This window comes from Pseudoalteromonas sp. APC 3355 (assembly GCF_030407615.1).
Lineage (GTDB): Bacteria > Pseudomonadota > Gammaproteobacteria > Enterobacterales > Alteromonadaceae > Pseudoalteromonas > Pseudoalteromonas distincta.
In genome coordinates, this window is sequence record NZ_JASDDB010000003.1 from 214,709 (window position 1) to 238,214 (window position 23,506).

At 37.4% G+C, this 23,506-nt stretch carries 24 protein-coding genes and 1 pseudogene; 15 read left to right on the forward strand and 10 right to left on the reverse strand.

Annotated elements, in window-relative coordinates; translation table 11 throughout:
- Window positions 1–180: 180 nt before the first annotated feature.
- From QMA08_RS07395 to QMA08_RS07415, 5 genes are read right to left on the reverse strand one after another with little or no spacing between them, the layout of a single operon-like run.
- Window positions 181–798, reverse strand: a complete 618-nt coding sequence (locus QMA08_RS07395) for a hypothetical protein (RefSeq protein WP_121638551.1) — start codon at window positions 796–798, stop codon at window positions 181–183.
- A complete protein-coding gene (locus QMA08_RS07400; protein ID WP_290174075.1) occupies window positions 795–2,801 on the reverse strand; it encodes a hypothetical protein in 2,007 nt (668 codons plus the stop codon). The genes QMA08_RS07395 and QMA08_RS07400 overlap by 4 nt, the downstream gene beginning before the upstream one ends.
- 8 nt (window positions 2,802–2,809) lie before the next feature.
- Window positions 2,810–4,909, reverse strand: coding sequence for a hypothetical protein (locus QMA08_RS07405; RefSeq protein WP_290174076.1), 2,100 nt, complete (start codon window positions 4,907–4,909; stop codon window positions 2,810–2,812).
- Window positions 4,909–6,033, reverse strand: a complete 1,125-nt coding sequence (locus tag QMA08_RS07410; RefSeq protein WP_290174077.1) for a site-specific integrase — start codon at window positions 6,031–6,033, stop codon at window positions 4,909–4,911. Before QMA08_RS07410 ends, QMA08_RS07405 begins: the two co-directional genes overlap by 1 nt.
- Complete coding sequence (locus QMA08_RS07415) at window positions 5,966–6,712, reverse strand: ion transporter (protein WP_290174078.1); 747 nt, start codon at window positions 6,710–6,712, stop codon at window positions 5,966–5,968. Before QMA08_RS07415 ends, QMA08_RS07410 begins: the two co-directional genes overlap by 68 nt.
- A 100-nt stretch (window positions 6,713–6,812) precedes the next feature.
- Here QMA08_RS07415 and QMA08_RS07420 point away from each other — a divergent pair, with 100 nt between their 5' ends.
- The 5 genes from QMA08_RS07420 (at window position 6,813) to QMA08_RS07440 (ending at window position 9,000) form a co-directional block, all read left to right on the forward strand.
- Window positions 6,813–7,025: a hypothetical protein gene (locus tag QMA08_RS07420; protein WP_004334789.1), complete on the forward strand. Its 213-nt coding sequence runs from the start codon at window positions 6,813–6,815 to the stop codon at window positions 7,023–7,025.
- Window positions 7,026–7,040: 15 nt separating this feature from the next.
- Window positions 7,041–7,322 carry a hypothetical protein gene (locus QMA08_RS07425; protein ID WP_039487752.1) on the forward strand — a complete coding sequence of 94 codons (282 nt, stop codon included), beginning with the start codon at window positions 7,041–7,043 and terminating at the stop codon, window positions 7,320–7,322.
- Between the two features lie 68 nt (window positions 7,323–7,390).
- Window positions 7,391–7,582 carry a YwbE family protein gene (locus QMA08_RS07430; protein ID WP_004334795.1) on the forward strand — a complete coding sequence of 64 codons (192 nt, stop codon included), beginning with the start codon at window positions 7,391–7,393 and terminating at the stop codon, window positions 7,580–7,582.
- Window positions 7,582–8,100, forward strand: coding sequence for a DUF4240 domain-containing protein (locus QMA08_RS07435; protein ID WP_004334799.1), 519 nt, complete (start codon window positions 7,582–7,584; stop codon window positions 8,098–8,100). The genes QMA08_RS07430 and QMA08_RS07435 overlap by 1 nt, the downstream gene beginning before the upstream one ends.
- A 438-nt stretch (window positions 8,101–8,538) precedes the next feature.
- Window positions 8,539–9,000, forward strand: a complete 462-nt coding sequence (locus QMA08_RS07440; RefSeq protein ID WP_004334802.1) for a hypothetical protein — start codon at window positions 8,539–8,541, stop codon at window positions 8,998–9,000.
- Between the two features lie 20 nt (window positions 9,001–9,020).
- Here QMA08_RS07440 and QMA08_RS07445 read toward each other — a convergent pair whose 3' ends face one another.
- The 3 genes from QMA08_RS07445 to QMA08_RS07455 all read right to left on the reverse strand — a co-directional run bounded on the left by QMA08_RS07445 (window position 9,021) and on the right by QMA08_RS07455 (window position 11,181).
- A complete protein-coding gene (locus QMA08_RS07445; protein ID WP_182681936.1) occupies window positions 9,021–10,280 on the reverse strand; it encodes a Y-family DNA polymerase in 1,260 nt (419 codons plus the stop codon).
- Window positions 10,268–10,681: a S24 family peptidase gene (locus QMA08_RS07450; RefSeq protein WP_010552918.1), complete on the reverse strand. Its 414-nt coding sequence runs from the start codon at window positions 10,679–10,681 to the stop codon at window positions 10,268–10,270. The genes QMA08_RS07445 and QMA08_RS07450 overlap by 13 nt, the downstream gene beginning before the upstream one ends.
- A gap of 80 nt (window positions 10,682–10,761) precedes the next feature.
- Window positions 10,762–11,181 (reverse strand): MarR family winged helix-turn-helix transcriptional regulator, encoded by a 420-nt coding sequence (locus tag QMA08_RS07455; RefSeq protein WP_290174079.1) that lies wholly within the window; start codon window positions 11,179–11,181, stop codon window positions 10,762–10,764.
- Window positions 11,182–11,476: 295 nt separating this feature from the next.
- Between QMA08_RS07455 and QMA08_RS07460 the strand changes: the two genes are divergently transcribed.
- The 4 genes from QMA08_RS07460 to QMA08_RS07475 all read left to right on the forward strand — a co-directional run bounded on the left by QMA08_RS07460 (window position 11,477) and on the right by QMA08_RS07475 (window position 15,776).
- The gene (locus tag QMA08_RS07460; RefSeq protein WP_290174080.1) at window positions 11,477–12,220 is read left to right on the forward strand and encodes a siderophore-interacting protein; all 744 of its coding nucleotides are present in this window, start codon (window positions 11,477–11,479) and stop codon (window positions 12,218–12,220) included.
- Window positions 12,221–12,361: 141 nt separating this feature from the next.
- Complete coding sequence (locus QMA08_RS07465) at window positions 12,362–13,351, forward strand: LLM class flavin-dependent oxidoreductase (protein WP_290174081.1); 990 nt, start codon at window positions 12,362–12,364, stop codon at window positions 13,349–13,351.
- A 283-nt stretch (window positions 13,352–13,634) separates the two neighbouring features.
- Window positions 13,635–14,648 carry a patatin family protein gene (locus QMA08_RS07470; protein WP_024609084.1) on the forward strand — a complete coding sequence of 338 codons (1,014 nt, stop codon included), beginning with the start codon at window positions 13,635–13,637 and terminating at the stop codon, window positions 14,646–14,648.
- 153 nt (window positions 14,649–14,801) lie between these two features.
- Complete coding sequence (locus QMA08_RS07475; protein WP_290174158.1) at window positions 14,802–15,776, forward strand: transposase; 975 nt, start codon at window positions 14,802–14,804, stop codon at window positions 15,774–15,776.
- A 213-nt stretch (window positions 15,777–15,989) separates the two neighbouring features.
- On the opposite strand, the gene QMA08_RS07480 is transcribed toward QMA08_RS07475, so the two are convergent.
- Window positions 15,990–16,421 carry an Lrp/AsnC family transcriptional regulator gene (locus QMA08_RS07480; RefSeq protein WP_007377579.1) on the reverse strand — a complete coding sequence of 144 codons (432 nt, stop codon included), beginning with the start codon at window positions 16,419–16,421 and terminating at the stop codon, window positions 15,990–15,992.
- 172 nt (window positions 16,422–16,593) lie between these two features.
- Here QMA08_RS07480 and QMA08_RS07485 point away from each other — a divergent pair, with 172 nt between their 5' ends.
- From QMA08_RS07485 to QMA08_RS07510, 6 genes and pseudogenes are all read left to right on the forward strand, one after another.
- Entirely contained in the window at window positions 16,594–17,664 is a 1,071-nt protein-coding gene (locus tag QMA08_RS07485; RefSeq protein WP_290174082.1) for an ornithine cyclodeaminase, read from the forward strand.
- Window positions 17,661–18,572: a citrulline utilization hydrolase CtlX gene (gene ctlX, locus QMA08_RS07490; RefSeq protein ID WP_290174083.1), complete on the forward strand. Its 912-nt coding sequence runs from the start codon at window positions 17,661–17,663 to the stop codon at window positions 18,570–18,572. Before QMA08_RS07485 ends, ctlX begins: the two co-directional genes overlap by 4 nt.
- A 120-nt stretch (window positions 18,573–18,692) precedes the next feature.
- Entirely contained in the window at window positions 18,693–20,099 is a 1,407-nt protein-coding gene (locus QMA08_RS07495) for an alanine/glycine:cation symporter family protein (RefSeq protein ID WP_024609079.1), read from the forward strand.
- A gap of 138 nt (window positions 20,100–20,237) precedes the next feature.
- A complete protein-coding gene (locus tag QMA08_RS07500) occupies window positions 20,238–21,269 on the forward strand; it encodes a patatin-like phospholipase family protein (RefSeq protein ID WP_290174084.1) in 1,032 nt (343 codons plus the stop codon).
- 325 nt (window positions 21,270–21,594) lie between these two features.
- The gene (locus QMA08_RS07505) at window positions 21,595–22,131 is read left to right on the forward strand and encodes an AbiJ-NTD4 domain-containing protein (RefSeq protein WP_290174085.1); all 537 of its coding nucleotides are present in this window, start codon (window positions 21,595–21,597) and stop codon (window positions 22,129–22,131) included.
- 18 nt (window positions 22,132–22,149) lie between these two features.
- A pseudogene (locus QMA08_RS07510) lies at window positions 22,150–22,533 on the forward strand (STM4504/CBY_0614 family protein); the annotation flags it as partial.
- Between the two features lie 294 nt (window positions 22,534–22,827).
- Here the strand turns inward: QMA08_RS07510 and QMA08_RS07515 are convergent.
- Window positions 22,828–23,391, reverse strand: a complete 564-nt coding sequence (locus QMA08_RS07515) for a YSC84-related protein (RefSeq protein ID WP_007377560.1) — start codon at window positions 23,389–23,391, stop codon at window positions 22,828–22,830.
- Window positions 23,392–23,506 lie beyond the last annotated feature (115 nt).

Genomic DNA, 23,506 nt, shown 5'->3' on the forward strand with positions numbered 1-23,506 from the left:
ACTAGCAATTATTTTTTTATGTTGACTCGAAATTTTCAATCACTTTTTAAGGGGGATTTATTAATATTTAGTTCAAGAATATGTGATATGTTTGTCAAAAGAATTTAATATAAATGCCTAGAAAATATGAGCTTTTTAGATTTACTTTCCTTTAATCTCGACGCATAAACTAACTAATTCTTAATTTTTTCTGTTTACCTGCATAGTCATTTCTCGCAGTTGAGAGCGTAAATTAGCTATTGTTTGTTGTGCTTTTTCATAATCGATCTTCAGCTCTCTAAGCTTTTGCGCTGTCTCAATCTGATTTTGAGCCACCTCCGAATGCAAAGCAGCTTGAAAATATTCAACTAAGTTCTTGTTTAACTCTTGCTCATACTTCAGTTCCAATTCACCTTTTTTAACTTCAAGCTCCTTTCTTGATAGCCGTCGTCCTGAATTGCAAGTATTGCAACGTTGTTGCCAGATAGCGTTCAGCGTATCATTGTAGTGTTCAAGATATTTTTTGAAGGGCATAATATCCATTCTATCTTTTCTGATATTTGACTTATCAACCACTGCCATTTCAGCAAGTTTGGTAGCTATAATTGTTCGTTCACGTATCTTCAAACTCTTTGGTTTTTCAGAGGCCATGATTGTATCTCTAGCCTCAATAAACCTAGCTGTAACTTTCTTGACTACCGCACTTTGTTTAGGCGTCAGCTCGTTCATCCAGGAGGTATCACCAGGGTAGTCAGGAAGTTCAGTATCTAATTGGGGGTCATCTTCATTTTCGATAGAAAAGTCATTTAGATTAATCATGTTCGCCTCATTTGCTTTAAGATTTTTTCGCTATTTCTGACCGCTGCTTCACTCAGCTTGTGTGCTTTAGTTTTAAAAGGAAATTTTTCAAGAAAGTCTTTATGTGACAAAACAATACGAATGATCTCTTCTCTGTGACTATTAGCACTGCTAACATAATGAACACATCCTGAGCAAAGCTCGAAACAACCATTTTCAATTTGCGGTAAGCCAGTTTCCTTATCTAAGCATTTTGATAAAGACTGAGTTTCAGTGTACACCATGCACATGCCATATTCATGAACGGTAATATCCACAATTTTTTCTTCAAACTCTGTCAAAACTGCCTCCACTTCAGATGGTTCAATTACCATACAATCTTTGACCTTTCGCTGAATAGCCAAAGCCAAGCTTCCTGAAAATGAATCATTAACATCCAAAGCCATTCTCTCTATCAGTTCTCTGATGTAGCGTCGCTCAGCACCTTTCTTTATGGACTCTCTATCTTTCCCACCGACATATTCTTTTGTGTATTTACTCTGATATGTATGCTTAAAGTGCTGCCTTATAGCTTCAAAAACACGGCCATCAAAGCGACGAATCGCAAATTCAGCGAACGTATGGCGAAACATATGGGGGTGAACTTTTTCACAAAGTTCAGCTAACTCCTCGCCAAATTTATCAATTGCATCGTTATAATTATCTTGAAGGCTAGTTCTTAAGGTGTTCTCACTTGCAACACTTGCGTTAGTGCCATTTGAGAATCTAGGTTGATGTGTCATCGAAAAAATAGGGAAGCGCTTCCCGTCAGGGCGATTACGTTTAGGGATGTAGGACATATCACACATTACATCTGCTGCCTTAGCGACTAATCCCCCCATACTCCTTAAAGCAGGAACACCATGATTGGTTTTAACTATATCGCTCTTAAATGTCCAGACACCATCACTTTCCTGCTGATAATCGTCTGCAAAAAAGTTTTTCATCTCGCTTATTCTTGCTCCTGTTAGTGCCACAATTATTGTTAAACAAGCATTAAAGACTTTACGATATATTTTTGTCATCTCCTCCCAAGTATACGGAAATGTGTTGACAGGCTTACCAGCCGCCTGTTCAAGTGCTCGTTTTAAAGTGCTGTATTTAAGAATAAATTCTTTCTTTCGCTTTCTCTTTGTCTTTCTCTTTTCACCAATAGAAGATGTAACATCTGGCGATGCACAATAATCATCATAAGAGCTGGGTTTGTCATATCTACCTGAAAAAAACAAAGTGTTGTGAGAAACACATAACTCGCTTTGCTGATGTTTGAAAAATGCTCTCAAAATACGACAGTCATTACTTTCTATAACGTTAATCGCGTGCGCCAAATTAAACATATGTGCCGCGAATGGAATTGAACTCCAACCTTCACCGTCTATCCATTTTGAAAAGTTAATTCCATTAGCTACTAGATGCTCTTCAACAGTGTCCTGAATGAAGCTAGCAGGTAATGAAGAGGCCAACCCATCATGAACTAAACCCAGAGCATAAAGTCGTTGAGATTTCCTCAAAATTTCACATGCACTTTCAACAGGGCCTCTACCAACAATTTCTTTAGTAGCATTGTTTTTTTCTGCCCTGCTACCTTCGGTGTGAAAAGCAATACGATTGAACAAAACATCAACGATAAATTCTCGACAGTGTGCTTCAGTCCATTGCCTCAATGGTGTATCAGGGTAATGAGACTCTTTCCATACAAAGAGCCTCATCAAATTAGAAGCATATGCCCTGATTGTATTTAGTTTTCCTGTGATTTCCCGTGTTACAGGGTCAACTCCACCGGACATTTCAATCCACAAAGCTTTCAGAAGACCGAAGTCCTCTTTTGATACCTTATGTCGTGCATCGGTAAAATCAATTTCATGAACTTTACTTTCTTCACTTAGGTTTTTCGGATAAGAAAATAAATAAAATACATCTTGCGACTGGTCGTTTAATAAAGGAGTATCAGGGACAAGAGTTTTTTTTACATTTGTATTAAACATTTTCTATCCTATACCATTGATGAAAAAGGAAAATTATACTTTTTAGACATTAGTTCACCTTCCTTGATTATCGAGCTAGAGAACTCTGCTAATAGCATGTCGAGGTATGCTCGGTGCAATTGAGCTTTTAATGTTTTCTTTTCGCTATCTAGTTTTAATCTTGGTATTTCATTTTCAATATGTTTAATTTTTGACAAAATAAGCGCCGCTGTTAACGGTGTTTGAATTACGATACGTTTACCGTCAATGTCAACGTCTCCAATATCGCCTATTACGTCACCTAGTTCCTGGTTTATGATGCCATACAAATCCTTTTGTTCTTTAATCGTATCTTCAATACCGAGTAACTTCGCAACGGCCTTCAGATTGAGCACTTTAGTTTTATTAAATAGCTCTTCAACAGCGCGCGCATCTTGCTCCATCGCATCACCAACTTGTGCCGCAAAACGACGCATTGATTTGATTTTTTCTGGGCTGCGTGAACGATTTTCATACGTACTTTGTTTAGTTTCGAGACTGTGTGCTGTCAGCATAGCACCAACCTCTTTCTCGGCCTTTTCTTCAAAGGTGGGTTTGTCATATTCTGAGTTTTCTTTTGGCTCAGCGGCACCACTTTTCCCATCTTCGATCTCGATGCGTGCTCTTGCGATTAAATCAATATTTAAAGAAACATGGGGCATTTTCTTGTCGCCACCATAAGAAGGAGAATTTTTCATAGCCATCAAATTATTTGCTAAGATCTTTTTAAGAAAAGCTAGAATTGGTGCAGCTTCCTCCTTAAGCTCGGCTTTCATGTGTTTATGCACTTCGGTATTTTCATCGAGCAAATCAATAAAAAAATGATCTAAACGTCCCTCTTTCTTTGCACCAATCTGGCCTTTACCATCGGTTTTGCCACGCAACTTATGGTATTGAATAAGCTTCGGGTTGACGCCTGAGTGTTGCTGTTTGAAGTGTTCTAAAAATATCTGAACAGTTTTGTAGGGCAGGGTGCCCTTGTTTAATACTGGCGTAGCATATTTCTTTTTGCCTCGACCTTTAAAATATTTAAATTGCACGCCCTTATTGTTTGAAATAACATCATTGAGGTTCATTCTATCTACGCCGGAACTTTGAATTCTATGGCAACCTAAGATACATTGCATGGCAAAAACAACTTCATGGCTCAATCCGTGTAAGTCGTTCATGCAATAGGTTTTCATGGTTTGAATCCTATACTTCTTTTTATTTATCGTAACTAGGGTTTTAATATGCCCTGTACGTTTGTTGACCCATCGCTTTAGCCATTCCTTACGTCTAATCTTGATATCAGATTCATCTGGTAAAAATTCATCTGGGTAGGGATTGTCATGCATAAACCTTTCGATTAGCCAGTTATCATCAGTAGCAATAATTGCCCTCGCGAGTTCTCCATAAAGCCTTCTTGACACGTTATATTTTGGGTGATTCAGATCGGATATTAGGGCGTATGTCGGATAGTTGTTTGAACTTATTTGAAACGATTCCAAAACCGCTTTTTCTAGACTGCTGTTTTGCAACAACAACTTACGCTTCTCATCAAACGTATTGATGATGTAGCAACATAGCAGCAATAAGGATTCAACCATTTCTGTGCTAGTAAACCCTAGATCATACTTAGTTGATAAAGATTGCTTTGGGTTGGGTTCTTCCCACGTAAAGGTTGGAGCTTTAGTGATCATTACATAAAATTCTGGAATCCAGTATTCACAGTCATACACTTTTTCCTTTTGACCACCATATAATTTTAAAATGTAAATCATGGCAGTAACAGTGCTGTTTAACGTATTACCAGTTTTATTGGTCGTGCTTTTAATATGATAGGTATATCGGGAGAATATATCAGATGGCACAGCGCCATACTTCCTTATTAATACAATCGTGTAGTTAAGAAAAGTTACTAATACCCTTGTTATATTAAGCTTGGTTTCATGAGACAGATCGCGAAAACTCTTACGTTTCGTGTAGTCTATATAAAGTAATAAAAAGTTTTGAAAATGCATGTCATCCGGCAGTTCCCATTTAACTTTGCCATCAACTAAAATTACATGCTTCTCATCTTTTCCGGTATTATCTACGACTAGCTTCATTAGGATTTGCTCTTATATTTTTGAGCATATTCTGAATTGTTTAATGACAGCGTATTCATTACGTCGATGCGATTAGATATTACTGCATCATAGAATATGTAGACTTTTGTTGTCCCTTCATCGCTATGGCCTAGCCACTGAGGGATAAACACCATAGGATCTTTATTTTCATCGTAACAAAAGCTAACGCTATTGGTTGCGTAGCATTTTCTAAGAGAGTGGAAAACCCTAGCTTTCCAGTTATTCTTATTGCTATTTAATTCAGCCAAATTAGCGGTCTTTATGCGTGAAAACAATCTGCTGCCATAATTTATGTCCGTAAGCGGTTTTCCATTAGCTTTCGCCATCAAACTCCCTTTGAGGCTCTTACCTCTACCCCATAAGAATTTGTTGATCCCAGATACAAGTTCAGGCGATATGTGAACTGTTCGCAACTTTTTGGCCTTACCTATAATTTCTAGTTCATCTGCTCGTATATCGTCCTTATCCTTTTCTGGGAACTGACGTCTTAAGGAAGGGGCATACAAATTGTTGTACGAAACTAGTTCATGGGTTCTAAATCCAGCATAATAGCCAAGTTTCAGTGCTAATTCGTCACGCTCTCTTATGAATGGATTCTGAGCTTTCACTTGTGCTAATACTTTATCTTTAAACTCCTTTTCATCCATGTAGATAGTGAGTATTTCTCCCATTAGAAGATCTTTAACGTTTCTCTGTGCTTCACTGTCATCGTAAGTAAAAGACAAATAATCAATTGCATCCGATATACCTATCTTTTTCATGTAAGCGTAGAAATTGTTTAAAACTGTGGCATGATATTCTATCGTACTTTTTTTATTGCCTCTTTTTTGCCCGCGATAAGCATTGAAATAGGCGGTCATATGGGCGTCCGTCACATCCGCATAGCTTAGTTCATCAGAAGCTTTTAATACTTCAAAGAAGTCTTTCAAGACTTGTGCATAGGATTTCGTTGTGGTTCTGTTATCGGAAGTTCTACCGTTTCTAGCGACATGAAGAAGATATAAGGAAGGTGCTAATAAGGGAATACCATCATCATCAACAACTGTACTTAGGTTGATCCCACCCCCCGCGTATTTTATCCCTTTTACTTGGACGACTCTCACTATCTTCCTCTCTACTAGCAATTAATTTATATAACCTATTCTTTTGTTGACATAAAAAATGTAGACCAAAGAAAAGCCTATTGTCAACATAAAGCACAAGAAAAGACAATAGTATATAATCGGTCCAATCTTCAAACGTTGCTATTCTAAACAAGGTAAGCATTGATATTGAGACGTCTTGCCAAAGAACAGGGTTGATTTCAGCAAACATCATGCTACCCATTGCAGCGTATATATAAAAAATAACAAACATGAGCAGGGCTATATAACCCATTTGCGGAATGGCTTTGAGCAATGAGTTAACCAATAAGCGCAGCTCTGGGATCATCGAAACCAATCGTAACACTCTAAATATGCGCAACAGCCTAGCTATTAACATTGTAGAGCCAGCAGCAGGGTATAAACTGCCCAATACTATGATAGTGTCAAATATATTCCATCCCTTAGAAAAGAAGTCTTTAATGCCTTTGCTTGCAACAAAGCGGATTATTAGTTCAATTAAAAAGAATGCAGTAATGCCAACGTCCATCCAATTTAGAGCAAGCTCTACGGTAGGATGTAGTGAGTAAGTGTGTGCACCTACTGTAAGGGCAGAAACAATAATTACAGCTATAACAAATGATTGAAATATCTTGCTATTGTCTATACGCTGAAACAACTTTTGTAACTGCGACATCATAGTAATAGATCCTTTGGATATTAAGATTTTATGGCGCTAATATACAATAGTATCGTAATAATTTAACGCTTTTTCGATATAGAAAGTGTAAGGAAATTTAATGTTTATCAATAAACTAAAAAGCAGCGCATTACTTATTATTGGATCATGTGTTTTGGCTGGCTGCAGCTCTGATGCACGTTTTCATGAATTACAATCGGCGCGCCTTGATGAGTGTAACTATAAAGCTGACAAAGAATATTACGAATGCCTAGATAAACAAGACTCTAACTACGAAGAGTTTAAAAAACAGCAACAAGCTCAGACTAAATAAGTAACCTTTATATTTATGACTAAAACTCAAAAACAGCGCGATAAGCAAATTCGCTTAGCGCTTACTAATGCATGCGAAGCAATAAAAGAAATGGTAATTGGTTTTGATTATCTAACGCATACAGTTGATTTAAATAACGAAGTAAACACGTTAAAAGTACAATGTTACTTTATTGATGAGATAGCCCGTGAAGATGCAAAACCGCAACTTGATGAGTTAACGCAGATTATACTTAGCCAGCTAGCAGCTATTAAGTTGAACGCAAAACCAGCACACATCTCATTTTTAGCCAATTAACAGCGGTTTAGTTGGTATGACATCACATGGACGTTATAATTAGATAAATTATTTTTAGGGTTTAAATTATGGCTGTTCCTTCGCGTTCGCAAATTTCACCAGGTACCACAGTAAATATTGTATTAAAAGAAGATCAACGCAGCGGCACATTAACTGAGGGTGTGGTTGAGCGCCTTTTAACAAAATCACCAAATCACCCACACGGTATTAAAGTACGTTTAGAAGATGGTCAAGTTGGCCGAGTAAAAGAGATTTTATAATGGCAACGTTAACAGAGCAGGCTTTTTGGGATTTGGTAACAACGCCTGATTTAGGGCTCGATCCGCAAAGTGTGAGCGATAACCTAAAAACTAAACTTAATGATTTAAGCGATCAGCACCTTATTGATTTTGATAAACACTTTGGCATACATATGCGTAAATGTTTTACCTGGGATTTGTTTGGTGCCGCTTTTGTGATGGCTGGATGTAACGACGATTACGGTTTTAGCGAGTTTAGATGTTGGTTAATTTCGCGCGGTAAAACAGTATTCGAAAACGCTTTAGAAAATGCTGATTCGTTAGCGCAGTGTACACCTGTTTATTACTTAAACGAGCAGCCTTACCCGTATATTGATGAGTATGATTTAATAGCCGGTTTATTATTTGAAGAACGCAGCGAAGACGAATTACCGTTTATTCCATCAGGCAGTGATGAACCTAAAGGTAAACGTTTTAAAGACAAACCTAAGTTCTTAAAGCAAAGCTACCCTTTATTATTTGCAAAGTACTGGCAATAAAACAAACAGTAATTTGTGCGCTATTTAAACAATTTAATGAGTTCAATTTCCCTACAAGTAAGCGCATTGATATAAATCGTTTTGTTGTTTAAGTACGTATTAACTAAAGTACTTAACAGCAAAATGGTTTGTAATGCAGTATCTAGGAGGAATCTTTGTGGATTTAAATGTGTTCAATCTAAGGGATTTATTTGCGGCACGAGGTTTGTAACCTAATGGGAACGGTAATTGCTCTTGCGTTATCTTACTGGCTTACACACATGTAAGAATCAGTATAGTCGAGCAAAGCTCCCTTAGCTGCTCGTGTCTTGGTTCCTGAATACGACTTCTCTCCTTTTATAGTAAATCTCTGTTATAGTTGTTAAAAGTTATAAAAGCTAAGTGATTAGGCATTTTGCTATTATTTAACACGCTGACTCACGAGGATACACCCACGAAATGAAATATTTAACACTCGCTTTATTAACTGTCGCTTTTACAAGTGCAAATGCTTTTTCTGAGCCGAGTAATAAAACACGATTTATACCGCTTTTAAAGTCAAAATTAGGTGCCTACGAAGTTGTGTCGAGCAACTCAGGGTTATGCGTTAACAGCAATTTGAGTTTGACAGATGAAAGTGATTTAAGTGCGGGTTTTAAACTTGGTGAGCAAATTGTATTTGGATCGCTCCACAATGGTACCCGAACCATTAAAAAACCAAACTTTTGCTTTATAACCAGCACGCTTAAATATAAAAGTGATGGCCTTGAAAACGGCTTAAGAATGAGTCGTTGTGAAAGCCCAGCAAACGAAAAAACAATCAGTCAAAGTATCAAATTTTTAGCTGATAACACACTCAAATACACATTGAGCGAACCCAATGTAGAGTGCACATTTAAAAAAGCAGATGAGAGTAAATAAAGCATCTAGTAAGTAGCAAATCATTCGCAGTATATTTTAGGGATATCGCGCCAACGCGTAGTGTACTGCGGCGACAAAAAATCACGGTTCATGTGCCACCGGTCATTTAATTTACTACTTGCAAGGCTTAGCATTCCTTTTCCGTATCGATTGTTAATTGTGTCTAAGCATTGCATAAGTTTTGGATTATCAGGGCTTTTATTAAATAAGTCATTTTGCTGAAACTGTTCTGATATTAGCTCTACCGCGCCTACACCACATTTATAAAACCGTATACCGGGTTGGTAAATCTTATTAAATACCTCAGATACAGCATTAGCCATCACGCAGGTGTCGTTAGTGGGTGAGGGGAACTTATACACAAACGATTTTTTATAATATTTATTTTCGTGCGCGCCACTGGCTGCAAAAATATAAAGCTGGTGAGTGAGCGAACGTTGCGCTCTTAATTTATTAGCCACTGTGGTTACATGGTTAATTAGCGCTGTTTTAAGTGCTGTTGGCTCACATATGCGCTCTCCAAAACTACGGGTCGAATAAATCTCCCGCTTGTCTTGTCGTACATCATCCCAGTTTAAGCATGTTATCCCGTTAAGCTCGCTTACTGTGCGTTCAACAACCACACTAAATGCACGGCGCATTGCTCTAGGGTTTTGCTGAGCAAGATCCCAGGCGGTGTGTATATTCATTATTTTAAGTTTTTTAGCTAGCCGCCGGCCTATTCCCCAGACATCTTCGCAGCTCATTCTTTGTAAAATAGCTTGGCGAGTTTGTTCGCTATTTATTACTGCTACACCATTAAAACCACTGAGCTTTTTAGCGGCATGGTTAGCGGCTTTTGCTAAAGTAGGGGTCGGGCCAAAACCAACACCTACAGGAAGTTTTGTTTCGCGCCATACTGTGCGCCTTATTGTATGACCGTATTCATGCCAGTCTTTAATTAATGATGTGTAGCCATCAAAGTGCAAAAACGATTCATCAATACTGTATATGTGCTGTGTATCGCAAAAGCGAGCGATGATGTTCATCATTTTGTCGCTTAAATCAGCATAAAGCTCGTAATTGCTAGAGCGAATAACAACGTTGTTTTGCTCAAGTAAATGCTTAACTTTAAAGTACGGGCCAAATTTAGGAATATTTAAGCGCCGAGCAATAGGGCAAATAGCGCATACACAGCCATCGTTATTGGTAAGTACAACCACGGGTTTGGATCGAATAGCAGGGTCAAATACTTTTTCGGCACTGGCATAAAACGACACAGCATCAACTAAGGCATACATTTTAATAACTCTGGGCTTTGCCTGTGCATTCTTATTGATAGCGTTACTACGCCTTCGAGCTGAAACTCGTCTGCAGAGGTGAGTTGTACAGGCTTATGTAAAGAAGACGCTGAAAGCAGCCGTGCATTGGTTTTATCAAGCAGCTTGCATACAAAAAGACCATTTAAGTTAGCAACAATAACGTCACCATTTTCTGCAGGCTCTGCACGGTCAATAACTAATAAGTCCCCTTCAAAAATTCCGACTTCTTGCATAGAGTTACCCGATGCAATACCAATAAACGTAGCATCTGGATGCTTTATTAAAAGCTCATCAAGGGTTACACCTAGCTCGGTGTACTGCGCTGCGGGGGATTCAAAACCACACACGCCTGCTTCTATATAAATGGGAATGACAAACATAATACAACCTAAAACGAATATACTGTATAAGTGTACAGTATATGCGTTTTGTGTAAGTTATGCCAAGAATGTATGGCTGATCAATCCATGTTTTTGATCATTTGTTGTGCAACATCTAAAAAGTCTTTGATTTGCTGAGGATTTAAGTTTTTACACATTTGATTATTTATTTTCTGCTCTGAGGCTAATAACTTATCAAAAAGAACTTTGCCTTGCTCTGTGAGCGACAAAATAAAGCAGCGCTTATCGTGCTCACTTGCCTGTTTATTTATTAAATTTAAGCCAATAAGATCTTTAATTAAACGTGCTATTTGCGCTTTGTCGCGCTGCGTTTTAGTAACAATATCGTTAGCCGTACAGTTATTTACGCTCGCAATAATATGTATGCAGCGTACGTGCATAGCATTAATACCAAGTTCGCCTGCGTTAATTGCTTCACGAATTGTAACGCGGTAATTTTGCATCAATTCAAATAGCGTATTTGATAAAGGTGTATTCATAAAACTCTCAATATAGTTGACAAAGTCAATTAATTTGCTATAGTTGATTTTATCAACCAATGGGGCGTTGTGCAATGTCTGCTTTTATAGCAGCCAATTATTATACCAATCTGCTTATATATGGGGTCTATTTAACGTTAAGAAAATTACGCTAGAACTAGGCTAAAATTTTTGTATCTAGTTGTTCTAAATAAAAAATTTTTAACAACGTTATAGTGCAATTTAATTCGTTAAATTGATCAAAGATTTATGCAGGTTGGTATTAAAGTCCAAGTTTTGTAAAACGAGGTAATGCATGGGTAAACAAATTCGCAAAGCTAACATATTAAGTACGCAGCAAATCACACCACACCTACAACGCATTGTTGTAGGCTCTGATGATTTTAACGACTTAACCTCACAGCACATTGGTAACTATGTAAAAGTACTGATCCCAAAAAATGGTGAAGTAGATTTTAACTTAAAAACAGCGTGTATGCGATCTTACACAATAAGGCATGTAGATGCACAAACAGGCGCGTTAACACTTGATTTTGTTATAAATATGCACCAAGGTCCGGCAACTGACTGGGCTAAAATTGCAAAAGTAGGTGATGAGGTAGGTATTGCAGGCCCAGGCCCTAAAAAGCTAGATAATTATGGGCATTCGCATTATGTGTTGCTAGGGGATTTAACATCGGTAAATGCAATAAAGGGGTATATACAGCAATTACCTTTATTTTCAAAAATTGATGCCTTTGTACATGTACCCACCGAAAAAGACATTATTGATTTAGAAACAAGCCGCGATGTTAATTGGCTTGTTACCGACAATGCTGACGAAGCGCTACTTAGCGCGCTTCAAAATTTGCACATTACAGCAGAGCCTCCCATTGTATTTATGGCATTGGAAGCTGGGCTTGTTCGTAAAGCAAAGACATTGTTAACAGAGCAATTTAATATACCACGCGGTAATATTGTTTCCTCAGGGTATTGGAAAAAAGGCGTGGATTCAGAAGGCTATAAAGAGCTGCGCCAACGTGATGCACAGCTTGCTTGAATACCTTAGAGCAAAATAACATATACCTATTTTGCTTTAATACCACTGCGTAACTTGAATTGACCTAATAGCAGACCCATTTAAGTGTTTTATGCTAATGATGTAATACATTGTTAGCATGCATTTTTAGGAGCTGCTATTTTGTTGAATTCCATTCCTTTTTCGTTATTAGAACTTGCCCCCATGATTAAAGGGGACAGCGTTACTAACACTCTTCATAAAAGTACTAAATACGCCCAACGTGCAGATGAGCTTGGCTTTAACCGTTTTTGGCTTGCTGAGCATCATAATATGCCAGGTATAATTTGTGCGGCCACTTCAATTTTGGTTGGTCACATTGCAGGTAATACCAAAAAGATACGCGTTGGGTCAGGCGGTATTATGCTGCCAAACCACTCCCCATTAGTTGTTGCTGAACAATTTGGTACATTAGAGAGCTTATATCCTGGGCGAATAGATTTAGGACTAGGGCGTGCCCCAGGTAGCGACCCTGTAACGAGTCGTGCACTAAATAACGATATGAGTCGCGCAGAAAACTTCCCAGGTGAAGTAACTGAGCTGCAAACATTGTTAGGTCCTTACAATGGTACGCATCCTATACGTGCTATACCGGGAGAGGACACAAACGTTCCTATTTGGTTATTAGGCTCGAGTTTATTTAGCGCGCAACTAGCGGCGCAAAAAGGGTTACCGTATGTATTTGCAGGGCATTTTGCACCGCGTTTTGTGCACGAGGCAATAGCGCTGTATAAGCGCGAATTTAAAGCATCAAGCGTACTTGATAAGCCATACGTAATGCTTGCACTGCCTTTAGTGGCAGCAGACACCGACGATGAAGCGCAATACTTGTCGACTACTTCTAAGCAACGTGTGCTCGAACTTATACGCGGTAACGAGCTGTGGCTAAAACCACCTGTTGAAAGCATGGACGGGTTATGGAGCGAACAAGAGCGCGCCCATGTAGAGAACTTTTTAAGCCTAAGCGTAGTCGGCGGACATGTAAGTATTAAACACAAGTTAGAGATGATAGCTAAACAGCTAGAAGTTGATGAGTTTATATTTACCAATGATGTATTCGATAGTGAAAAACGCCACCGTGCACTCGAAATTTTAATGGAAATAAAACACTAAAATATAGTTAGTTAAGGAAGCGTACACTCTGGGCTTGTTAAGATTATAGACATCATCAAAAGTTAAATTAGTTTACTCATTTTATTAACTTTAAGTGATGTCTGTATTTGTTATTTAAATATTCAAAGTAAATTTGATTGCTATTTTTAGTACATATTTTGCTTTACATACCGTTCTGTTTTTTCAATTGAACTGATTTAAATAATCAATTTTAAGATATCACTTTTGTTTTTTATAATGTAGCTATTAAACCAGACATCATAAAATTAAAGGCAGGTACACCGTGAACTCTCTAAACACCGCAACAGCTAATTCAGTTAACAAAACAGCGCAGCCAAAAGTTGCTCTGATTGCTGAAGGTGGCGGGCAGCGAGGGATATTCACAGCTGGCGTACTTGATGCGTGGTTAGAGCAAAGCTATGACCCTTTTGATTTATTCATTGGTACTTCAGCGGGTTCGCAAAACTTAACTAGCTACTTAGCGCGTCAAAAAGGCTACGCTAAACGCCTGATTAGAGGGCTTTCGCGTAATAAGCGCTTTTTTCAGCTTGGTCGCGGATTAGTGGGTAAGCATATAGTTGATTTAGATTGGTACTTTGACAAAACCACTGAAGTAAACAGAGCTATAGATTTCAAAACAGCGAAAACTAGTTTAGGTGAGCGTGAACTACTTATAACAGCAACAAACGCACGAGACAGAAAAGCTTATTACTTATCGCCTACAGGTGATAGTGGTCAATGGCGTGATTTGTTAAAGGCTTCTAGCGCACTCCCGTTTTTATACAAACAAGGTGTAAAGTTAACACCTTGGTTAAACGCAAAAGCAGCGAATGAAACACATCTTGTTGAAGAACAAGCACAGAGCGATTTTTATCTAGACGGCGGTTTAGCCGCTCCACTTCCCGTGCGTGAAGCTTACAACCGAGGTGCTCGTAAAATTGTTGTAATAAGAACGGTTGACGCTAATTTTCAAGCGCAATCTGCATGGGTACAAAAGCTAAGAACATTTGCTATAGCATCAGGTTATTGCCCAAAAACATTGGACTACTTAATACAGCACGAAAAAGCGTATTTAGATGAGCTTGAGTTTATTGCAAATCCACCAAGTGATGTGGAAATAATACAAATTTTTGCAGACGAAAAACTGCATAGCAAATTATTAGGTAGTTCAAATAACGATTTACGTTTTGATCATAAATTAGGCTTAGCTGCAGGTCGGTCTTATTTAGCGCAGCAAAGCCAATTTGAGATCAGCAATACGCATAACTACTCACAAAGCGAGTATCGTTACAATTAAGCCAATCGGATACCCAAATCATGAATAATACTGCGACTTAAAGTTGCAGTATTATTCATTTAAATGCCTTTTATTTAAATGACACCCACCCTAATTTGTACATTTATTAACCTCGGCTATACTTTATAAAATTTTAAAGTGAGCATAATGCCTGTGGCTACTGCACGAAAAAGACAAATAAGCCTCTCCAATACACGTTACTATCACTGTCTTTCTCGGTGTGTGAGACGTGCATACCTATGTGGAATTGATACACAAACAGGCAAAAGCTATGAGCATCGTAGAGATTGGGTAGAGGAACGTTTATTATTTTTGGCGAAGGTATTTTGTATTGATATTTGTGCTTACGCGGTAATGAGTAACCATACACATTTAGTACTTTATATAGATGATAAAAAAGCAAATAGGCTTACAGATAGAGCTGTTTGTATAAGGTGGCATAAAGCATTTAAAGGGACGAATATATCAAAGCGTTATCTTGACGGTGAATCGCTATCAGATATAGAAAAAATGTTACTAAAACATAGTATAGTGAAATTTAGAAATCGTTTAAAAGATATTTCTTGGTTTATGCGTTCGTTAAACGAGAATATAGCAAGGCAAGCTAATAAAGAAGACGGTTGTACAGGCCGTTTTTGGGAGGGGCGCTTTAAATCTCAAGCTTTACTGGATGAGCCTGCACTATTAGCTTGCATGGCGTATGTTGACTTAAATCCTATAAGGGCAAAAGTTTCACAGAGCATTCAAACATCATCATTCACCAGTATTAAAAAACGAATTGAACATGCAATAGCAGGTAATCAGCCAAAGTTTTTAGCTAAATTTGTAGGAAAGCTCTCACAAAAGATAAGTAAAGGTTTACCATTTGAGTTTAAAAACTATCTAGAATTAGTAGAGCAAACAGGAAAGTGTATAAGGGCAGACAAACCAGGTTATATAAATCAAAGTACAACGCCTATATTAAAAACATTAAACATAACCGAAAAAAACTGGCTTAAACTAACAACCCGCTTTACTAAGATGTTTCATGGTGCTGTTGGTAAAGCCGAAAATATAGAAATCTACTGCAATAATCAACATTTCAAACGACGACCCAATATCAGAAATAGCCAAGCTTTAACTGCTTAGTTTTACTATTTAATACAACTTATCAAAGTTTAGACTGAATGTACTCAAGGTTTTAACTCATCTGCGATTTAGATAAACAGAAGCTTCTAATCAATTAGTTGATGTAGCTAAAGAATTAACCGGATATAAGAGACACAATAAATAATTTTTAAGTGTTTAGTCCCTCAGTTTTTAAAAAATTTAAATGGGTGTCATTTAAATATTAAAAATAACTTAAGTTGATGAAAGCAATATGCTTGTTTCACTATTTAAAATACCATCAATTTCGCGTACTTGCCTTAGCACTCCATCAAACTCACTTAAATTTGCAGCTTGAAGCTCTGCAACTAAATCCCATGCACCATTGGTGGTGTGTAATTTTATAAGCTCGGGTATTCCGCGCATTGTTTTAATAACTTGTGATGTAGATTTACCAACGACTTCTATCATCATAATTGCGCGCACGGCTTCTGTTTCAATGTGTTCGTGAACGCGTACAGTAAACCCTAATATTGCACCTGAGCTAACTAATCTGTCTAACCTATTTTGCACTGTCCCGCGTGATACATTTAAAGAACCGGCTAAAGCTGAAATAGAAGCGCGGCCGTCTTTTCGTAATTCAGCTATTAAAGCATTATCAAGAGAGTCATAAATGTAAGGAGTCATAAATCAAACCTTTAAAAGAAGTTACTGACCAAAATACATAAATTGTATATAACTGCATAGCAAAATGATAAAAAATAGTACTATTTGTGTAATTAATTACCATATTAAATAGCACGTAGCCTCGCTAAACTTGTTTTAAATTAACTAATACATTTATTCAAGAGGTTTCCACATGAGTCATTTTATAGCACAGCCAAAACAAGGCGTTCCATTTGTTAGCGTTCAGGCAATGGCTAAGCTTATAAATAGCTTAGGGGTCGAAAACGTTTTGCTAGATCTAACACATAAATTAGAAACCGACTTTGCCCGTTGGACAGAGTTTGATAAGTCACCTCGTTATGCAGCACACTCACCAGAGGGTGTAATAGAGCTAATGCCAGTGAGTGATGGCCAAATGTTCAGCTGTAAATATGTAAATGGTCACCCAAAAAACACCTTTAGAGAACTTCAAACAGTCGCTGCATTTGGTATTTTAGCCGATGTAGATAGTGGCTATCCGGTTATGATAAGCGAAATGTGTTTACTAACAGCACTACGTACAGCCGCAACTTCTGCAATGGTAGCTAAATATTTAGCACCTAAAAACTCAACAACCCTTACTTTAATAGGCAATGGTGCCCAATCAGAGTTTCAGGCTCTCGCTTTTAAAGCGGTACTAGGTATTACGCATATTCGTTTATACGATATAGATAAAAGCGCCTCTAAAAAAGCATTTGCTAATTTAAGTGCATGCGGGTTAAACGTGACTATTTGTAATAGTGTACAAGAAGCAGTAAAAGGGGCCGATATTATCACTACCTGTACTGCTGATAAAACTAACGCCACTATTTTAACAAATGACATGATCCCACAAGGTGTGCACATTAATGCCATAGGTGGTGATTGCCCAGGTAAAACAGAGTTAGATGCTAGATTGCTTGAGCGTGCTAATGTATTTGTTGAGTACGAGCCACAAACTCGAATAGAAGGCGAAATTCAACAAATGAGTCCAAGCTTTACAGTAACTGAGTTTCATAAAGTTATTAATAAGCAGTCGCTTGGGCGTACTAGCCAAGATGAATTAACCATTTTTGACGGCGTTGGCTTTGCAAGCGAAGACTTTACCGCACTGGTATTTATACGCGATGAGTTAATTAAAACGGGCGAGTTTGCTTTGCTTGATTTAATTACACAACAAGCGGACCCTCGTAATTTATTTTCAGTACTTAGTGATCAACCATTAGTAAAAGAGCACGTGGCATGATCGAAGTAAACCAAGCCCCCAATGCTGTAGTGATGGTAAGGCCGCATCACTTTACATCTAACCCCCACACAATGCTCGATAACGCATTTCAAAGTGAATGCTTAGCACAAAATCAAAGTGAACAAGCATTTAAGGAAGTGACTAATGCCGTACAAATATTAAAAAATGAAGGGGTAACAGTTCACCTTTTTGAAGATGAGCAAACACACACTCCCGACTCAGTTTTTCCTAACAATTGGTTTTCAACTCATCAAAGTGGCCAATTAATAATCTATCCAATGTTTGTAGAAAACAGAAGGTTAGAATATCGAAAAGATATTATTGATTTTTTAACGGATCACTATAAAGTGTCTTCAGTGACTGATTATTCATTTTTATCGAAAGAAAATTCATTTCTTGAAGGCACTGGTTCACTGGTTATCGATCATCAAAATAAACTCGCTTACGCGGTAGAATCAAAAAGAACTACCAAGTCGGTGGTTAATACAATATGTGAGCAATTAAAACTATCACCCATAGTGTTTAACGCATATGACGAGCAAGGAACTGCGGTTTATCACACTAATGTTTTAATGTGTATTGCTACAAAATTTGTAATGATCAGTTTAAATATGGTGCCAATTGAACAACGTGCACAGTTAGCTAAACATTTTTTGAAAAGCCATCATCAAGTTATCGATTTAACGCTTGAGCAAATTAATAACTTTTGTGGCAATGCTATTGAGCTACAAGGTAAAAATGGTCGTATTTTAGCGTTATCGCAAACTGCGTTTAATGCACTTACACCTGAACAAATAACAGTTATACAAAAAACGGCTAAGCTTGTGCCATTACCAATACCTACTATTGAGTCGGCTGGTGGCTCAGTTAGGTGCATGATTGCAGGAGTTCATTTGCAAAATAAATAATGTATAGTTTTAAGGCAGCTTAGCTGCCTTATTTGCATTAAATTTTTAGTCGATGTCGCAAGCAAATGCCGTTATACCCAAAAAGGGTATTAATATAAAAAATATAAGAAGGAATTAGCAATGTTCGATACCGTCGTCAAAAGCGTAAACAACCTTTTATGGGGAGAAGGGCAAGTACTTATTTATATACTTTTGTTTACAGGGGTATGGTTTTCAGTACGACTAAAAGCAATTCAAATACTTAAATTTAAACATATGTTTAGCCTTTTAAAAGGCAGTAGCAAATGTAAAAAAAACGATATTTCCTCATTCCAAGCGTTGTGTACAGGGCTTTGCGCGCGGGTCGGTACCGGTAATTTAGCCGGTGTGGCGGTTGCAATTTCACTTGGCGGCAGCGGCGCTATATTTTGGATGTGGGTTATAGCCATATTGGGTATGGCTACAGGCTTTGCCGAAAGCGTACTTGGGCAAGTATATAAAGTGCGCGATAGTGGCGGCGAGTTTAGAGGCGGGCCTGCGTATTATATTCAACAAGGTTTGGGTAGCCGGGCGTTTGCCATTGTGTTTGCCGCGTGTTTGTTTTTAGGTTACGGATTTACGTTTAGCGCAATGCAAACTAACACAATTACCGACGCACTTAACTACGCGTTTGAAGTTCCTACATTTTATTCAGGCCTAGTTATTACCGTATTAGCGGGCTCAATTATACTCGGTGGCTTTAAAGCAATTGCCCGATTTGCAGAGCGTGTTGTGCCAATAATGGGCATTGTGTTTGTACTTGCGGCGGTAATTATTACGATTATAAATTTCACGCAAGTACCCGCCATGCTTAAAGATATATTTTTATCAGCGTTTGGTTTACAAGAAGCAGGCGCCGGTGCAATGGGCGCTGCGATTAAAAACGGTATTCAACGTGGTTTATATTCTAATGAGGCCGGTGCAGGTAGTGTGCCGCATGCTTCAGCAAGTGCCAGCCCAATTCCTAATCACCCTGTAACGCAAGGTTACATACAAATGCTAGGCGTATTTTTCGATACAATAGTACTGTGTAGCTGTACCGCTGTGATCATTTTATTAGCCGATATAGACATAAGCGGTGAAATGGAAGGCATTCGTTTAACACAAAGCGCCATGACCGCTCATTTAGCACAAGGTGGTGTTTACTTTGTAGCAGCCGCTATAACCTTATTTGCTTTTACATCGGTGGTGGCAAACTACGCCTATGCAGAGAGCAACTTGCACTTATTTAAGCTCGACAACAAAGTAGGGCGCGGCATTTACACTTTGCTTTATTTATCAATGATGTTGTGGGGCGCATCGGCCACATTAAAAGAAGTCTGGGATTTAGCCGATATTGCCTTAGGGTTAATGACAGTGGTTAACGTTATCGCTATTATACTGTTAACGCCGACTATTTTGTCTGTTACGAGCGATTACCACGCACAAAGAGACAAAGGTTTAGAGCCCGAATTTAAAGTAAAAGATGTAAAAGTACAGGGCAAATGCGAAGACGGCATTTGGGACTAACTCACGTATTTTAAGCACACTTAACTACAAAAAGCGGTTTTATGGCAACATAAAGCCGCTTTTTATATTGCATAAATATTCACTTTTAGTGTTGTAAAAATAACTACAGCAACCAAAATAAAAGGCACAATTTTTTAGATGATCGAGATTCACGCAGGGAAAACAGCGGCTAAAATTATTAACGAACAGGGCTTTAAACCTGAACTTTTCACCTCTTTTTTAGGTGCAAGTGGCGGTCCTAAATGGTTTACATTATTTGGCTTAGATAAATATATTTTTGGTGAATTTTTTAAAAACCGCACCCAACCACTTAATTTAATTGGCTCATCTGCTGGCGCTTTTCGCTCTGCGTGTTTTGCACAAAACGATCCTGTTGCTGCGATTGAGCGATTAGCAAAATCGTATTCGCAAACCCGATATTCAAGTAATAAACCAACACCAAGTGAAATAACAATAAAAGCACGCGCATTACTTGAAGATGTTTTTGGCGATAACGGCGTCACCGAAATTATAAATAACCCAATATTTAAAGCGCACTTTATTGTCGCAAAATCAAATGGCTTTATCGCCAGCGAAAATAAATTAATACAGTTAATGGGTTTATCAAAAAGTTACATGCTTAACCGCGTTAACCGAAAATTATTAGGTTCGCAGTATGAGCGTTTTATATTTGGCCCAGCAACAAGTGACTTATCAATTACCGACAGCTACAATTTTAAAACGCAAAACATAGCGCTTACTCAAAATAATTTAAAAGATGCATTACTTGCATCGGGTTCAATACCACTTGTTATGCAAGGCATAAAAAATATTGCAGGCTCGCCGCAAGGAATATATCGCGACGGCGGAATTATCGATTACCACTTTGATTTAAAAATTAATAACCCAGGCTTAATTTTATATCCGCATTTTAATAGCGAGCCAAAAGCAGGGTGGTTCGATAAAAATTTAAAACGTAAAGTATCACCACTTAATTACGATAACGTAGTGATGATCACCCCATCAAAAAAATTTATAGCGAGCTTACCCTACGGAAAAATTCCAGACAGAAACGACTTTACCGATCTCGATGCCGATACACGCATTAAATATTGGAATACCGTTTTTAGTGAAACCGAAAAATTAGCTGAAGCGTTTGATACTAAATTGAAGTTAAATATAACTTTATAAAAGGCATGTAAAATGAGTTTAAGAATAAACTTAGAAAATGGAACTTAAGCTGAAATAGATAAAGAACCTGATATATGTTCAATTTGTGATAAAGCATAAATGCCTGTCGGTATGATTCTTATATTTAAGATATTTGAAAGTCCATAAATTACGGTATGTAGTAAATAAGAAAAGGGCGAGAAGCCCTTTTTTATTAATGAGTTATACGTGCTTTCATGATTGACAGTTTGGCTAGAATACTTAAAAAAAACAGACAGCAAACAATTGGTTATACTTTTTCTTTTGAGATATCATAATTTATAAAATAATATTAAAGGATGAAAAAGTGGATTATCAAATTTATTTCAAAAGACAAAAAGAATTAAGGGGTGAGGTACATGATGTTTTTCAGTATGAGAGGTTACCAAACCCACTACGCATACAAATAAAATTCATATTGGATGGCTTACTAGGTGATGGCGGTGATCATCATTACAATCCAGAGGTAAAAGCAACTTATACTTATATTTACGATCTATTAAGAGAAGAATTAGGGGTATTTGATATAAACCATCGAAATGTCAAGTTTGAAAAGCCTAATATAAATAGTTATGAAGAACTGAGTTACTTTTTAATTAATGAAAAAGATACAGAATTAGTATTATCTTTAGTTGAAGTTTCATTTCGTGTTGCCGAAATCTGCACGACTGATTATAGTTATCGCAATAAGCATTTAAATGAAGCTATGGAAACTGGACTAAAAGTATTAAATAATAGATTTAAAGAGAATGGAGTAGGATTTGCTTTTGAAGAAAGTCAATTAATAAAAATAGATTCACAATTAATGCACCAAGAAGTGGTTAAACCCGCGCTAAAATTATAGAATGCAGCTGATTATAATGTAGTACAGAATTCTTATCTAAACGCTTATGAACATTACATACAAAAAAAATATAATGAAGCACTGATAGACTGTAATAAAGCTTTTGAAAGTACAATGAAAGTTATCTGTGGAAAACAAAGTTGGGGACTAAAAGGTAATGAAACCGCAAATAAATTAATCGATATATGCCTTAAGAATAATTTAATTCCAAATTACTGGCAAACCCAACTGTCTAGTTTGAGATCAATGCTTGAGTCGGCAATTCCAACAGCAAGAAATAAATATGCTCATGGGCCTGAAATTGTTCAACAACAGGCCCCAGAAGAACTTGTTGGGTATATACTTCACACAACAGCATCTACTATAATATTTTTAATTGAATCAGAAAAGAAGCTAAATTAACCTAACTTTTTGTTTGAAATATCACTAACTAAGTCGAGTAATTTATCTTGAAGAGCATTCATATAACTATCAATATTTGTTTGCTCATTTTTCAACTTTTATATATATTTTCAGATTCTGTTGCAGAACACTTGTATCGAAAAAGTATAGTGGGCTTATATAACGTTTACTCATAGTTATAGAATACTTACTTATAGAACTACCCATAAATTACGTTATGTTAAATTGGGTGGGTATTAATAAAGCGAGCGTGATTATACAAACCAGCTCGCTTTTAGGAGAGTAATTTGGTGATTAATTAAGCTCTGAATCAACCCAAAACTTAGTTCCCTTTAATACAGCTTGTAGTGCAAGGCCATTTTCGGTTACAGAATATACAGTAACTTGATCTGCAATCGCTTCGGCAACCAGTGCACCGCCTTTATCTTCATATTTAGCTGCTGCATCAGCGTTTCCGCCAAATGCCCAACCGTGTTCAATAAATCTATTTAGTGCTGCTTGATTATGAAAAACCATTACAACGTTAAAATCTTTTACACCTAAACCAAGCCCTAAACCGGCTTCACCCATATTCATGTAAGTCGATTTACCAGTAAGGTTATTTTTAACTACGCCGTAACCGCCACCAAAACTGGCTAAAACAACATTTACGTTCGCGTTATCAAAAACAGCGTAACCAGCCGAATTAGCAATTTGTTTTTTAACGTCAGGTTTTTCAGCGTATAATTTATCTAATGTATTTGTTTTCATACTTTGTACAAGTGAACGTTTTTCGCTTGGTGATGCACTACCTGTAGTAGCACACCCAGTTAACGAAACAGTTAAAGCAAGTACGCTTAGTATAATTAGTTTTTTCATGATTTTTTCCTTAATAAGATATAGCAACCAACAACCATAGAATAATCACGGCATTAAAATAATTAGAGCTTTACTATGTCCAATACTAGACAGTATCGGACTTTAACGTTATTCT